At 72.8% G+C, this 15,420-nt stretch carries 9 protein-coding genes; 8 read left to right on the top strand and 1 reads right to left on the bottom strand.

The annotated features are described in order from the left end of the window. Positions 1 to 99: 99 nt before the first annotated feature. From FHG89_RS03485 to FHG89_RS03460, 6 genes are all read left to right on the top strand, one after another. Positions 100 to 3,411, top strand: a complete 3,312-nt coding sequence (locus FHG89_RS03485; RefSeq protein WP_139582719.1) for an efflux RND transporter permease subunit — start codon at positions 100 to 102, stop codon at positions 3,409 to 3,411. A 160-nt stretch (positions 3,412 to 3,571) separates the two neighbouring features. Next, positions 3,572 to 4,387, top strand: coding sequence for a polysaccharide deacetylase family protein (locus FHG89_RS03480; protein WP_139582717.1), 816 nt, complete (start codon positions 3,572 to 3,574; stop codon positions 4,385 to 4,387). Between the two features lie 11 nt (positions 4,388 to 4,398). Next, the gene (locus FHG89_RS03475; RefSeq protein WP_139582716.1) at positions 4,399 to 5,643 is read left to right on the top strand and encodes an MFS transporter; all 1,245 of its coding nucleotides are present in this window, start codon (positions 4,399 to 4,401) and stop codon (positions 5,641 to 5,643) included. A 65-nt stretch (positions 5,644 to 5,708) separates the two neighbouring features. Next, positions 5,709 to 6,653: a homoserine kinase gene (gene thrB / locus FHG89_RS03470; protein WP_139582715.1), complete on the top strand. Its 945-nt coding sequence runs from the start codon at positions 5,709 to 5,711 to the stop codon at positions 6,651 to 6,653. 294 nt (positions 6,654 to 6,947) lie between these two features. Next, a complete protein-coding gene (gene rho, locus FHG89_RS03465; protein WP_139582714.1) occupies positions 6,948 to 9,125 on the top strand; it encodes a transcription termination factor Rho in 2,178 nt (725 codons plus the stop codon). A gap of 144 nt (positions 9,126 to 9,269) precedes the next feature. Continuing rightward, positions 9,270 to 12,761: a phosphodiester glycosidase family protein gene (locus FHG89_RS03460; protein WP_139582713.1), complete on the top strand. Its 3,492-nt coding sequence runs from the start codon at positions 9,270 to 9,272 to the stop codon at positions 12,759 to 12,761. Positions 12,762 to 12,808: 47 nt separating this feature from the next. Here FHG89_RS03460 and FHG89_RS03455 read toward each other — a convergent pair whose 3' ends face one another. Next, positions 12,809 to 13,705 (bottom strand): phosphatase domain-containing protein, encoded by an 897-nt coding sequence (locus FHG89_RS03455; protein ID WP_139582711.1) that lies wholly within the window; start codon positions 13,703 to 13,705, stop codon positions 12,809 to 12,811. A gap of 275 nt (positions 13,706 to 13,980) precedes the next feature. Between FHG89_RS03455 and rpmE the strand changes: the two genes are divergently transcribed. Then, positions 13,981 to 14,205 carry a 50S ribosomal protein L31 gene (rpmE, locus tag FHG89_RS03450; protein WP_007464546.1) on the top strand — a complete coding sequence of 75 codons (225 nt, stop codon included), beginning with the start codon at positions 13,981 to 13,983 and terminating at the stop codon, positions 14,203 to 14,205. Between the two features lie 115 nt (positions 14,206 to 14,320). Continuing rightward, positions 14,321 to 15,409 carry a peptide chain release factor 1 gene (gene prfA / locus FHG89_RS03445; protein WP_139582709.1) on the top strand — a complete coding sequence of 363 codons (1,089 nt, stop codon included), beginning with the start codon at positions 14,321 to 14,323 and terminating at the stop codon, positions 15,407 to 15,409. Positions 15,410 to 15,420 lie beyond the last annotated feature (11 nt).

The following is a 15,420-nucleotide window of genomic DNA, read 5'->3' as shown; positions in this document are numbered from 1 at the left end:
CTTCGGGACGGTGTGGGGGCGGCGGGGGTCGAGGTAGGCGAGTCCGGCACACTTTCGGGTATCCCCGCCCGCATTCTCGTTCAGGAGTGAGCCAGGCCGATGTCGCTGCTCGCCAGATTCAGCCTCGCCAACCGAGGGCTCGTGGCCCTCATCGCGGTGGTGATTACGGCGTTCGGAGCGTTCGCCGTGCCGTCGCTGAAGCAGCAACTGCTGCCGTCGCTCGAGTTCCCGGCCGCGTTCATCGTGGCCGCCTACCCCGGCGCCGGACCCGAGATCGTCGAGTCGCAGGTGACCGAGCCGATCGAGAACGCCCTGCAGGGCATCCCCGGGCTGGACAAGGTCACCTCCACCTCCCGCGAGGGATCGACGACGGTCCAGGTGCAGTACGAGTTCGGCACCGACCTGGACGACGTGGTCAACAAGATGCAGACCGCGCTGAGCCGGATCGACTCCCAGCTGCCGGAGAACGTCGACCCGCAGGTCATCGCGGGGAGCACCGACGACCTGCCGGCGGTGGTGCTGGCCGCGGCCGGCACCGGTGACGAGCGGGCGCTCGCCGAGAAGCTGCGCGCGACTGTGGTGCCGGAGCTGGAGGCCATCGACGGGGTTCGCGTCGTCGAGGTGACGGGAGCCCGCGACGACGTCGTGGTGGTCACCCCCGACCTGGCCAAGCTGGCCGCGGCGAAGGTGCAGCCCACCGCGATCGGCGCCGCGCTGAAGACCAACGGCGTGTCGGTACCGGCCGGTGCGGTGACCGACGGCAGCGGCCTCGCCCTGCCGGTCCAGGTCGGTACGCCCGTCGCCACCCTGGACGACCTGCGCGGCATCGTGATCACGCCGGGCGCGACCCCGGTCCGCCTCGGTGACGTGGCGACCGTCGAGCAGAAGCTCGCGCAGGCCACCGCGATCACCCGCACCAACGGCAAGGACAGCCTCGGCATCGCCGTCACCGCCGCCCCGGACGGCAACGCGGTGGAGATCTCGCACGAGATCCGGGACCGGCTGGCCGACCTGAAGAACGCCTCCGGCGCGGAGCTGACAGTGGTCTTCGACCAGGCGCCGTTCGTCGAGAAGTCGATCGAGTCGTTGACCACCGAGGGTCTGCTGGGCCTGCTGATGGCGGTCATCGTCATCCTGGTCTTCCTGCTGTCGGTGCGGTCGACAGTGGTGACCGCCGTCTCGATCCCGCTCTCCGTGCTGGTGGCGCTCATCGCCCTGTGGATCGGCGACTACTCGCTCAACCTGCTCACCCTCGGCGCGTTGACCATCGCGGTGGGTCGGGTGGTGGACGACTCGATCGTGGTGCTGGAGAACATCAAACGGCATCTGGAGTACGGCGAGGAGAAGCAGTACGCGATCATCACAGGTGTCCGTGAGGTGGCTGGCGCGGTGACCGCGTCCACCCTCACGACGGTGGCGGTCTTCGCGCCGATCGCACTGGTCGGTGGGTTCGTCGGGCAGCTCTTCGCGCCGTTCGCGATCACCGTGACGGTGGCCCTGCTCGCGTCCCTTCTGGTGTCGCTGACCGTGATCCCGGTGCTCGCGTACTGGTTCCTCAAGCCGCGCGGCGGCACCGTCGACGACGAGGCGGTGCGGCGCGACGCGGAGGAGAAGGAGCTGCGCAACCCGCTGCAGCGGGCGTACCTGCCGGTGATCGGGTTCGCCACCCGCAAGCGGTCGACCCGCTGGATCACCGTCGGGCTCGGCCTGCTGGTGCTCTTCGGCACCTTCGGGCTGGCGCAGAAGCTGGAGACCAACTTCCTGGACGACTCCGGCCAGGACACGCTCAGCTTCCGCCAGGAGCTGCCGGCGGGTACCGGCCTCGCGGCCACCGACGAGGCGGCCACGAAGGTCGAGGCGGTGCTCGGGCGTATCGACGGGGTCGAGACGTACCAGGTCACCGCGGGCGGTGGGGACACCCCGTGGGCGGGCGGCGGCGGCAACAACGTCGCGAGCTGGTCGCTGGCGCTGGACGGGGACACGGACGCCAAGCAGATGCGCGAGAAGCTGCGCGGCGAGTTCGACAAGCTCGGCGCCGGCCTCGGTGAGATCACCTTCGGTGGCGGGCAGGACGCCTCGACCAGCCAGCTGGAGGTGGTCGTCCAGGGCAGCGACCCGGAGGTGCTGACCCGCGCCGCCGAGGCAGCCCGGTCGGCCATGGCCGGGGTGCCGGACGTCGAGGACGTGACGACCAGCCTGGCCGAGCGGGTGCCGCGGGTCGACGTCGCCGTCGACCGGGTCGCCGCCGGACGGGTCGGGCTCACCGAGGCCGCCGTGGGTCAGCTCGTGTCGCAGGCGTTCCGTGGCGCGCCGCTGGGCCAGGTGGCGCTCGACGGCCGCCAGCAGGACGTGGTTCTGCGGTTGAGCGCGAAGCCGCCGGTGTCGCTGGAGGAGCTGCGCGCCCTTCCAGTGGGTCCGGTCAAGCTGGACGACATCGCGGACATCACCCAGGCCGAGGGGCCGCAGCAGGTCAGCCGGATCGACGGTGAGCGCAGCGTCTCGGTGACGGGCACGGCGACCGGCTCGAACCTGGGCGCGACCAGTCAGGAGTTGCAGAAGCGGCTGGACGGCATCGACGTACCGGGGGCGACCTTCACCATCGGTGGGGTCAGCGCCGACCAGGCGGACGCCTTCGGTGACCTGGCGCTGGCGGTGCTGGCCGCGATCGCGATCGTGTTCCTGATCATGGTGGCCACATTCCGTAGCCTCACCCAGGCGTTGATCCTGCTGATCTCCATCCCGTTCGCGGCGACCGGCGCGATCGGCCTGCTGCTGATCACCGGTACGCCGCTGGGCGTACCGGCGTTGATCGGTGTGCTGATGCTGGTGGGCATCGTGGTGACAAACGCCATCGTGCTGCTCGACCTGATCAACCAGTACCGCGCCCAGGGCATGGGTGTTCGGGAGGCGGTGGTCGAGGGTGGCCGGCGCCGACTGCGTCCGATCCTGATGACCGCCGTGGCGACGATCTTCGCGTTGCTGCCGATGGCGTTCGGGTTGACCGGCGAGGGCGGGTTCATCTCGCAGCCGCTGGCGGTCGTGGTGATCGGTGGTCTGCTCAGCTCGACGCTGCTCACGCTGATCCTGGTGCCGACGCTGTACACGATGGTGGAGCACACCAAGGAGTCGCTGCGCGAGCGTCGGCGGCGTCGGCGTAACGGCGGGTCGGCGGCGACCGAGCCGACCGCTCCGGCGCCCGCCGAGCCGGACGGCCCGAACCAGGTGGCGGTGCCGACCGGTGCGTCCACGTCGGCCGGTACGCCTCGCTCGGTGTCGGCCGAGGGTTCGCAGCCGGCGGCGACGCGCCCGGCCCCGTCGGGCGCGCTGGTGGACGGCACGGACCAGTTCGAGGTGCTGCGACTGCCCCGGAGCCGCACCTCGCCGCTGCCCCCGTCGGAGCCGACCGAGTAGTCGGACGACACCGAACGGAACGCCCCCGGCAGGCTCGACCCGCCGGGGGCGTTCCCGTTGTCCATCCGGACACTCCGATGGGACGACGGAACCTGCACTTTGCGTCACGCATTGCATACTCCTAGTAGGTGATGGGGGTGTCGGCGAGCAGGGCGGGCGGATGACCGAGAGCGCGCAAGGGTGGTCCCGGCGCGATCTGCTGCGCCGAAGTGCCCTGGTGGCGACCGGGGCGGTCGCCGGCGCGGGAGCCCTGAACGCGTGGTTGACCCACCGCCGGCTGCCGCTGGCCGGCGGTCCGGCCAGCGCCACGATCGGCAACGACCAGCAGAACGTCGGCTCCGGTGCCCTGCCGGTCGTCTGGTCGGTGTCGACGACGCGGCGGCTGGTCGCGCTCACCTTCGACGACGGACCGGCGCCACAGTGGACGCCGATGGTGCTGGACACCCTCGCCGAGCACCGGGTGCCGGCGACGTTCTTCCTGGTCGGCGCGCAGGTCCGGCGGCACGGGGACGTCGTACGCGGCCTGCTCGCCGAGCATGAGGTGGGCAACCACAGCTGGCGGCACCGGGACCTGGCCCAGATGGACACCGCGGCGGTGTACGACGATCTGCGCCGCAGCCACGACGCGATCGCCGACGTGACCGGGAGTCCGCCCCGGCTGGTCCGCCCGCCGTACGGCCACCTGGGCGGTGCGATGCTGCACGCGGCGGCGCGGCTGAACTACCGGCTCGTGCTCTGGTCGTTGCAGATGGTGGAGCGTGAGTACCCGGGCGACCCGGCCGGTCACGCCCGGCGGATCGTGGCCGGTGTCCGGCCGGGGACGATCGTGCTCGGGCACGACGTCGGCGACCCGCGGCGACTGGTCGCGCTCCGCGGCCTCCCCGACATGATCACCGGCCTGCGTGCGCGTGGCTACACCTTCGTCACCGTCTCGGCGCTGCTGGGAGCGGGTGTGGCCCCCACGTCGACCGGGTAGGGTGCCGCTCCGTGGCGTCCACCCTCTCGGTCCTTACCGGCAATCGGAGCTTTCGTAATCTCTTCCTCGCCGAGCTGGTGGTCTTCGGCGCCGACTGGTTCGTCATGGTGCCGCTGCTGGTGCTGCTGCCGCAGCTGACCGGCAGCGGCGTGTGGGGCGCGCTGGTGCTCGCCGTGGACACCGGCATCGTGGCGCTGCTGCTGCCGTACACCGGCACGATCGCCGACCGGTTCGACCGCCGGAAGATCATGATCGGCGCGAACGTGGCCGCCCTGGCGGGCGTGCTGCTGCTTCTCGGCGTGCGCAGCCGGGGCACTGCCTGGCTGGCGCTCGTGGCGATCGGCGTCGTCGCGGTCGCCAAGGCGTTCTACTCGCCGGCCGCCCAGGCCGCCCTGCCCAACGTCCTGGAGCCGCACGAGCTCGCCGCCGGCAACGCCGTGGCCGGCTCGGCCTGGGGCACCATGACGGTGGTGGGCGCCTCGCTCGGCGGCGTGCTCAGCTCGGCCACCGGCCCGTACTCCTGCTTCTGGGTGGCGGCGGTGGGCCTGGCGCTCGCCGCGGGCCTGGCCACGCGGATCCGCCGGCCGTTGCAGGCGCCACGCGACAGCGACCGCCCGGCCCAGCGGACCTGGGCGGCGGTCCGCGAGGCGCTGGGCTACATCGGCCACCGGCCGCGTGTGCTGGCGCTGGTCACCGTGAAGTCGGCGGTCGGGCTGGGCAACGGGGTGCTGACCGTGTTCCCGCTGCTCGCCGGCGTGTACGGGGTCGGCTCGCTGGGCGCCGGCCTGCTCTTCGCGGTACGCGGCGCGGGGGCGCTGGTCGGGCCCATCCTGATGCGTCGGGTGCTGACCAACAGGTCCTGGCTGCTGCCCGGGCTCGCGCTGTCCATGTCGCTCTACGGCGTGTCCTACCTGGGCGCGTCGGTGGTCCGGTGGTTTCCGTTGGTGCTGCTGCTGGTCTTCGTGGCGCACTTCGCGGGCGGCAGCAACTGGGTGATGTCGAACTTCGCCCTCCAGGGCGAGGTGCCGGACCGGTTGCGCGGTCGCGTCTTCGCCACCGACATGATGCTCGCGACGCTTGCCATCTCGGTGAGCCAGCTGGCGGTGGCCCTGATCGTTGACGTGGTGGACGAGCGCGTGGTGCTGGCCGGGTGCGGCCTGGTCACCCTCGTCTACGCGGTGGGCTGGCGGATCGCCACCCGCAAGCTGTCGCTCACCGACCCCAGTACCGAGCCGGTCCCGGACCCGGCCGGCTGAACCGAGCGGGTCCCATGCTGCGGGCACCGGACCGGATGGTCGGTGCCGACCCCTAGCATGGGCGCGTGCCGACGAACTTCACCGCCGGGCCGGTCCGGGTCCGGGTTCCCGCGACCAGCGCCAACCTGGGCCCGGGCTACGACGCGCTGGGCCTCGCCCTCGGGCTGTACGACGACCTGGCGGCCGAGGTGGCGCCGGCCGGGGTCCGGGTGACGGTGACCGGGCAGGGCGCCGACGAGCTGCCCGACGACCACAGGCACCTGGTGGTACGCGCCATGCGGGCCGCCTTCGACGTGCTCGGGGCGCAGCCCACGGGTCTGAGCGTGGAGTGCGTCAACCGGATCCCGCAGGCGCGCGGTCTGGGTTCCTCGTCCGCTGCGATCGTCGCCGGTGTGCTGCTGGCCCGCGCGCTTGTCGTCGACGGCGACCAGCGGCTGGACACCGCGGGCGTGCTCCGGCTGACCGCCGAGATCGAGGGCCACCCGGACAATGTCGCCCCCTGCCTGCTCGGCGGCTTCACGCTGGCCTGGTCCGAGCCGGCCGGCGCCCGCGCGGTGTCCCTGCCGGTCGCGGCCGACGTGCGACCGACGGTTTTCGTGCCGGCCGAGCGTGGCCTGACCGCTACCGCGCGGGCCGCGTTGCCGGCCACGGTGCCGCACGCCGACGCGGCGTTGACCGCCGGACGGGCGGCGCTGCTCGTGCACGCGCTCACCACCGACCCGACGCTGCTGCTTCCCGCCACCGTCGACCGGCTCCACCAGGACTACCGCGCACCCGGGATGCCGGCCACATCGGCCCTGGTCAACGCGTTGCGAGAGGTTGGTGTGGCGGCCGTGGTCAGTGGGGCCGGGCCGACCGTGCTGGCGCTCACCGACCCGCCGGCAGGCTACGCGGCGGGAACAGACTGGCAGATCTGGCAGTTACCGATAGACGACAGCGGCGCCCGGGTTGCCCGGGGTAGACTTGGACACGCCGAGCGGGACCCTGTTGCCGCAGGTCGGAAGAGTTGATTACGCTCTAGGCCTAGCACAGCCGCGAAGCACGCGATCTCCTGCGGGGCGGCGCACCCCGAAGCTCTCGGCGGTCAGCCCGTCACCCCTGCCAAGGCCCACGCCGCACCGCAGTTTCCACAGGTCGCCGCAGACGGCGAGACCTGCTCACCGACAGTTGGTGAGTCGGGATACCGCCCGGCTGCTGTGTCACAGACTCCCGCGACGCGTCCTTGCGAGGCGGGTGCACCGAGGCCGCCCGGCCACCTGAGCTCCGACTCCGGGCAGTCCCGGCCTATCGAGGGAAGGAATCCATTGAGCGACACCACCGACGTGACGTCGGATGTTTCCAACGTCGCTGGCGATGCCACCACTGCCGCTCCCGCCCGTCGTCGGCGTAGCGGCACCGGTCTGTCGGCGATGCTGCTGCCAGAGCTGCAGAGCCTGGCCGCGTCGCTCGGCATCTCCGGCACGGCTCGCATGCGCAAGGGCGAGCTGATCGCCGCGATCTCCGAGCGGCAGGGCGGCAACGCCGCCGGAACCCCTCGACCGCGGGCCGAGGTCGCGGCTGCGGCCGCTCCGACCCGTGAGGGGGTACGCGCCGACGTGCGGGAGACCGCCGACCGGCCGGCAGCCGAAGGGCGCAGCGCCGACCAGGCGCCCGCCGAGCCGGCCGCCGAGACCGAGAGCCGGGGTCGTACCCGCCGCAGCCGCACCGCCACGGCAGAGGCTCGCACCACCGAGGCTCGCACCGCTGAGGCTCGTGGTTCCGAGGCTCGCACCGCTGAGGCTCGGGGCGCTGAGGCTCGCAGCTCCGAGGCTCGGGGCGCCGAGGCTCGTGCCGACGAGGCCGAGACCGGCGAGCGGACCGACCGGGGCGAGAACCGCCGGGATCGGGCCGAGCGTCCGGAGCGTGCCGACCGTGGCGAGCGTGCCGACCGCAACGACGGTTCCGAGCGCGGCGAGCGGGCCGACCGCAACGACCGTGGCGAGCGGGCCGAGCGCGGCGAGCGGGCCGACCGCAACGAGCGTGGTGAGCGGGCCGAGCGTTCCGAGCGCAACGACCGTGGTGAGCGGGCCGAGCGCAACGACCGGGGCGAGCGTTCCGACCGCAACGACCGGGGCGACCGCAACGACCGGGGCGACCGCAACGACCGGGGCGACCGCAACGACCGGGGCGACCGCAACGATCGTGGCCAGCGCGCCGAGCGGGACAGCGACGACGACGACGGCGAGGGCGGCGGTCGGCGTGGCCGGCGGAGCCGTTTCCGGGACCGTCGCCGTGGGCGTGGCGAGCGCGCCGAGACCGGTGGTGACACCGGCGGGCGTGAGCCCCAGGTCGGCGAGGACGACGTGCTCGTCCCGGTGGCCGGCATCATCGACGTGCTCGACAACTACGCCTTCGTGCGGACCACCGGCTACCTGGCCGGCCCGAACGACGTGTACGTCTCGATGTCCCAGATCAAGAAGTACGGCCTGCGCCGCGGTGACGCGATCACCGGTGCGGTCCGCGCGGCCCGCGAGGGTGGCAACAGTGGCGACCAGCGGCGGGACAAGTACAACCCGCTGATGCGGTTGGACACGATCAACGGGATGGAGCCGGAGGAGGCGCGGCGCCGCCCCGAGTTCTACAAGCTCACGCCGCTCTACCCGCAGGAGCGCCTGCGGCTGGAGACCGAGCCGCACATCCTGACCACCCGGGTCATCGACCTGGTCATGCCGATCGGCAAGGGCCAGCGGGCACTCATCCAGTCGCCGCCCAAGGCGGGTAAGACGATGGTGCTCCAGGCGATCGCGAACGCGATCACCCGCAACAACCCGGAGTGCCACCTCATGGTGGTGCTGGTGGACGAGCGGCCCGAAGAGGTCACCGACATGCAGCGGTCGATCAAGGGCGAGGTCATCGCGGCCACGTTCGACCGTCCGCCGCAGGACCACACCACGGTGGCCGAGCTGGCGATCGAGCGGGCGAAGCGCCTGGTCGAGCTGGGGCACGACGTGGTCGTGCTGCTCGACTCGGTGACCCGGCTCGGTCGGTCGTACAACCTGGCGGCGCCGGCCAGCGGCCGGATCATGTCGGGTGGTATCGACTCCACCGCGCTCTACCCGCCGAAGCGCTTCCTCGGAGCGGCCCGCAACATCGAGAACGGCGGCTCGCTGACCATCATCGCCACGGCGCTGGTGGAGACCGGGTCCATGGCGGACACGGTCATCTTCGAGGAGTTCAAGGGCACCGGTAACGCGGAGCTGAAGCTGGACCGGAAGATCGCCGACAAGCGCACCTTCCCGGCCATCGACATCAACCCGTCCGGTACGCGTAAGGAAGAGGTCCTGCTCGCGCCCGAGGAGCTGGCCATCATCCACAAGCTCCGCAAGGTGCTGCACTCGCTGGACTCGCAGGCGGCCATGGACCTCCTGCTGGACCGCCTCAAGCAGTCCCGTACCAACATCGAGTTCCTGATGCAGATCGCGAAGTCGACGCCGGGGGAGTAACCAACCCCGGGTGACCGACGACGAAGGGGCACGGCCGACACGGCCGTGCCCCTCCGTCGTGTCCGCCCGCCGTCGATGGAATTTTCCTTCGGTTCAGCCGACAGGTCTTGAAACTTCTATTCATCGCCGGGTTGACTGTCGTCCATGCGTACCCGCAGACGATCCGCCCGCCGCACCGGCGTCCTGCTGCTGACGCCGCTGCTCGCCCTTGCCGTGTCACCGCCGGCCACCGCCGCACCCGCGACCCGACCCGTCGCCGCCCCGGTCACGGTCGGCCCGCCCACCACCGCCGAGGACGCGCCGCCCGCGTCGTCCCGGAGGGACGGGCCGGTCAGCCTGGCCGCCGACCCGACCGCCGCGACCGCGCCGGCAACCGCCGCTGGCGGTCTGGAGCCGGCCGGCGGCCTGGAGACCACGAAGGCCACCCGGCCGGTCGCGCCGGGCGTGCAGCTCACCTCCTTCGACAGGTACGACGCCGACGGCTGGCTGCGCGCCGACGCGCTCACCACCGACCTCGCCGGTGGCTCCACCGTCGACTACGTCAACTCCGGGGCGGTCAGCCGGGCCGAGCCACTGCGGACGGCGGTGGACGACTCGCGCGCGGTCGCCGCGGTGAACGGCGACTTCTTCGACATCAACAACTCGAGCGCCGCCCAGGGGGTCGGCGTCCGCGACGGCGAGCTGATCCAGTCGGCGGTCGGCGGTCACCGCAACGCGGCGGCGATCACGGCGAACGGGCTCGGCCGGGTGATCGAGGTGAACTTCGACGGCACCGCCGCCCTGCCCACCGGGCCGGTCCCGCTGACCCAGTTCAACAACCTGGTGCAGGCCGACGGCATCGGCGCGTTCACCGAGCTGTGGGGGACGTACTCCCGGCAGCGTGCCGTCGAGGGCGCGGCCCGGGTGGTCGAGGTCACCGTGACCGGCGGTCGGGTGGCCGCGGTGGCGGACGTGGCCGGCAGCGGCCCGATCGTCGCCGGCAGCACCGTGCTGCTCGGCCGTGACGCCGGCGCGGACGCCCTCGCCGGGCTCCGCCCCGGTGACCCGGTGACGGTGGCCTGGCGGCCCAAGTCGTCCGACGGCAGCGACCTGCACGCGGCGGTCGGGGGCGGGAACGTCCTGGTCCGCGACGGCGTCGTGCAGAGCATCGCCGACCCCACGCTGGCCCCGCGCACCTCGGTCGGCTTCAGCGCCGACGGTAGCAAAATGATCATGTTGACGGTGGACGGTCGTCAGGTCGACAGCCGAGGCGTCACCCAGACCGAGATGGGCCGGATGATGGCCGAGCTGGGCGCCCACCACGCGCTCAACCTGGACGGTGGCGGCTCGTCCACGCTGCTGGCCCGCGAGCCGGGCGCGTCGGTCGTGCAGGTGGAGAACGGCCCCTCCGACGGCAGCGAACGGGCCGTGCCCAACGGCCTGGCGATCTACGCGCCGAAGGGCAGCGGCCGGCTCACCGGCTACTGGGTCGAAACGGCCAGCGACCCCACCGCCGCCCCGGGCGTCTCGCCGGTGCGCGGTGGCCGGCCCGACCGGGTCTTCCCCGGACTGACCCGTACCCTCACCGCGGCCGGCTACGACGAGACGTACGGCCCGGCGGCCGGCGCGCCCACCTGGCGGGCCACCCCTGCGGTACGCGGCCGGGTCGACCGCGCCGGCGTGTTCCACGCGGGCGCGCCGGGGGCCGGAACGGTCACCGCCGCGCGGGGCCGCGTCACCGGCTCGCTGAACCTCACCGTGCTCGGCCCACTGGCCCGGGTCGGCACCACCGTGCCCCGGGTCGGCCTCACCGGCCGCGACGGCAACGCCCTGGTCGGCGTGGTCGGGTACGACGCCGAGGGCGACACCGCGCCGATCGAGCCGCGGGACGTGACCCTCGACTACGACAGGGACCTGCTGCGGATCACCCCCACCGGCGACGGCAACCTGACCGTCACCGCGCTGCGGGACACCGGCTCGGCCCTGGTGACCGTCCACGTCGGGCGGTCCAGTGCCGTCCTGCCGGTCACCGTCGGCCTGACCGACGTGCCGGTCGCCGGCTTCGACGACGCCGCGTCCTGGCGGTTCAGCCAGGCCCGGGCCAGCGGGTCGGTCGCGCCGGCCCCCGGGCACACCGGCACCGGCCTGAAAATGTCGTACGACTTCAGCCAGTCCACCGGCACCCGGGCCGCGTACGCCGACCCGCCCGCCTGGATCGAGGTGCCCGGCCAGCCGCAGGCGTTCGGCATGTGGATCCACGGCAACGGCACCGGGGAGTGGCCCAGCCTGCACCTGCACGACGCCCAGGACACCCAGCACGTGCTGCGCGGCCCGCTGATCACCTGGACCGGCTGGCGGTACGTGGAGTTCGCGGTGCCCGCCGGGGTGCAGTACCCGGTGCGGGTGCGCCGCTTCTACGTGGCCGAGACGAACGCCGCCGCGCAGTACACCAGCGAGGTGATCATCGACGACCTGGTGGCGAAGGTGCCGCCCACTGTCGACGTGCCGGCGGTGGCCCCGCGTACCGACCGGGTGGTGGTCCGCGACGGCACGGTGGACGGCGCACCCTGGCGGTTCGCGGTGCTCTCCGACGCGCAGTTCGTGGCCGCCGACCCGGACAGCGACCTGGTCGCCCAGGCCCGGCGGACGCTGCGCGAGGTGAAGGCGGCCCGGCCGGACTTCCTGCTGATCAACGGCGACTTCGTGGACACCGCCTACCCGGTCGACTTCGCGCTGGCCAGGCGGATCCTCGACGAGGAGCTGGGCGACGCGCTGCCCTGGTACTACGTGCCCGGCAACCACGAGATCATGGGCGCCCCGATCAGCAACTTCGAGGCGGCGTTCGGTGCCACCTCCCGGGTGTTCGACCACAACGGCACCCGCTTCGTCACGCTGAACTCGTCCACCGGCACGCTGCGCGGCGGCGGGTTCGACCAGGTGCGGATGCTGCGCGAGACGCTTGACGCGGCGGCCACCGACCGGCGGGTGGGCTCGGTCGTCGTCCTGCACCACCACCCGGCGCGTGACCCCAGCCCGGCGCAGGCCAGCCAACTCACCGACCGCAAGGAGGCGGCGCTGCTGGAGCAGTGGCTTGCCGACTTCCAGCACCGCACCGGCAAGGGCGCGCTGTTCGTGGGCGGGCACGTCGGCACGTTCCACGCCGACCGGGTGGACGGGGTGCCGTACGTGATCAACGGCAACGCGGGCAAGGCCCCGTCCACCCCCGCCGAGCAGGGCGGCTTCACCGGCTGGACGGAGTTCGGCGTCGACCCGGTCACCCCGGCCGAGGCCGACCGGGCCCGCCGCGACCCGCTCGCCGAGGGGCCACCCTGGGTGGACGCCGAGTTCCACGCCCACGTGGACCGGCTCGCGCTGAACGCCCCGGCCAGCGTGGCGGTCGGCGCCCCGGCGACGGTCACCGCCACGCTGACCCAGCCCGGCGGGCGTACGGTCCCGGTGGCCGCACCGGTCAGCGCCGACTGGTCCGCCTCGCCCGGGGTGCACATCGGCGGGGCGGCCGGGGTGCGTCCCTGGCACACGGCCCGCTTCGACCCGGCCACCGGCACCCTGACGGCACTGCGGCCCGGCGCCCAGGTACGCCTCACCGTCGCCGTCAACGGCGTCCTCGCCGACGCCACCGTCGCGGTCACCCGGTGAACCGTCCGGACGGGCCCCGCGCGCTCGGGGGCCCGTCCGGACACACCTCAGAAGTCGCCCTCGGCCACCTGGAACACGGTGAGACCGAGCTCCCGCCACATCCGCACCACCTGGACGCGGTCGTCGAACACGCCCACCACCCGGTAGCGGTCCCGGATCTCCCGGTCGTAGATCTCCCGCTTGACGATCGAGTCCTTGCGGGAGTCGCCGACGGCCCGCAGGTGCAGCCCGAGGTAGGGGACCCGGACGTGCCGGGCCAGCCACGCCTCGGTGGCCGCCCGCGCGGAGGCGTCCCGCCCGGAGCAGAAGACCACCCCGTACCCGGCCGCGTGCATGGCCCGCACCGCCGCGATCACCGCCGGGTTCGGCTGGTCCTCGCCCACCCGGGTCATGTCGTAGGGGCTGCGTGACAGGGCCAGCGCCACAGTGCCGTCGATGTCCACCAGGACGATCTCCGGCGGTTCCGCCGACGGCGGGTGCACGGCGGCGGGCCGACCGGTGCGGGCCTGCGGCACCGGCAGCGGCAGGGTCCGACCCGCCAGGTACCGGTCGTGCAGCCGGCGGATGGCGTCCGCGCCCACCTGCTCGGCCGCCGGGCGGGCGGCGTCCCGGCGCAGGCACTCGTCAAGGGGCACGTCGGTGAAGTCGTGCACCTCGAACTCCGCACCGTGCCGGGCGGCCAGGTCGGCCCAGTCCCGCAGCGTCCGTGCCCGCAGGTTGGTGTCGTCCACGCACACGTCCGCCCGGGCCCGCAGCAGCGCCTCGACCTGGGCTCGCTGCACGACGGTGACCTGCGCCTCCGCCCACTGGGTGAAGAGCCGCTCGCCGTGCAGCATCCGGCGCAGGTCGTCCCGGTTCACCCGGACCACCGACGGCTGGAGCGTGCGGGCGAACGTCGTCTTGCCCGAGGCGGGCAGTCCCCGGGTGGCGATCAGTCGGGTCATCGGCGCCCCTCGGGCTCGACGGGCGTACCCCCGGCGGGGCACGCGACGGCGGTTCGTCGGGTGGACGAATGCCCCGCCAGGCGTCGGGAATGCGGACGGGTAGGCACGTGTTGACGATGCCGGACGAGGTGTGCGGCCCGATTGCCGGGTCGGCTCAGGCCCATGGCACACTGGTCAATCGGCCACCGGTTCCGGTTCACGCCCGAGCCCGTCGCGTACGGCGCGACGAGCGGTGACGGCGACCCGGCGACCACCAACGAGAGGACCGAGGCGAGATGAAGGCAAACATCCACCCGGAGTACGTGACCACCGAGGTCAGCTGCTCCTGTGGCAACACGTTCACGACCCGCAGCACCGCCAAGGGCGGGGCGATCCACGTCGAGACCTGCAGCGCCTGCCACCCGTTCTATACCGGTAAGCAGCGCGTTCTCGACACCGCCGGCCGGGTCGCGAAGTTCCAGCAGAAGTACGCCAAGGTTCAGGCCAAGAAGGCCAAGTAACTCTCCGTTCGGCGCCCGCGTCCGGTTTTCCACCGGACGCGGGCGCCGTCCGCGTTCCACCCGGTTTTCGCCTGGCCCGGGCCGGCGCCCGCACCCTCGAAGGAGCATCCGCAGCATGAGCAGCGAGCGTCTGGCCGGCCTCCTCGACGAGTACGCCGAGTTGGAGAAGCGGCTGGCCGACCCGGCGATCCACGCCGACCAGGCCACCGCCCGCCGAGTCGGCCGTCGGTACGCCGAGCTGGTGCCGCTGCACAAGGCCGCCGGCGAGCTGGAGCAGGCGCGCGCCGACCTGGCCGCGGCCCGCGAACTGGCCGCCGAGGATCCCTCCTTCGCCTCCGAGGCGGAGTCGATCGCGGCCTCCCTGCCGGTTCTGGAGGAGCGCCTCGCCGAGCTGCTCATCCCGCGTGACCCCCACGACGCCAAGGACGTGATCGTCGAGATCAAGGCCGGTGAGGGCGGCGAGGAGTCCGCGCTGTTCGCCGGTGACCTGCTGCGGATGTACACCCGGTACGCCGAACGCCACGGCTGGGTCACCGAGGTGATCGACGCGCAGGACTCGGACCTCGGCGGGGTCAAGGACGTGTCGCTGTCGATCCGGACCAAGGGTGTGCCCGACGGCGGCAACGGCGTCTGGTCGCGGCTCAAGTGGGAGGGCGGCGTGCACCGGGTGCAGCGCGTCCCGGTCACCGAGTCGCAGGGCCGGATCCACACCAGCGCCGCCGGGGTGCTGGTGCTGCCCGAGGCCGAGGACGTCGACGTCACCATCGACCAGAACGACCTGCGGATCGACGTGTTCCGTTCGTCCGGGCCGGGCGGGCAGTCGGTGAACACCACCGACTCGGCGGTGCGGATCACCCACCTGCCGACCGGCATCGTCGTGTCCTGCCAGAACGAGAAGTCCCAGTTGCAGAACCGGGAGCAGGCCATGCGCATCCTGCGGGCCCGGCTGCTCGCGGCCGCCCAGGAGCAGGCCGACGCCGCGGCCTCGGACGCCCGCAAGGCGCAGGTACGCACGGTGGACCGCTCGGAGCGGATCCGCACCTACAACTTTCCGCAGAACCGGATCACCGACCACCGGATCGGCTACACGGCGTACAACCTGGACCTGGCGCTGGCCGGTGAGCTGGACGGCGTCCTGGACGCCCTGACCGAGGCCGACCGCGCGGCCCGCCTGGCCGGCGACACCGAGCTGACCCGCCGCTGACCCGGCCGCGC

This window comes from Micromonospora orduensis (genome assembly GCF_006228125.1).
Lineage (GTDB): Bacteria > Actinomycetota > Actinomycetes > Mycobacteriales > Micromonosporaceae > Micromonospora > Micromonospora orduensis.
The sequence above is the reverse complement of the archived record's forward strand: the minus strand, read 5'-3'. Positions and strand labels throughout refer to the sequence as shown.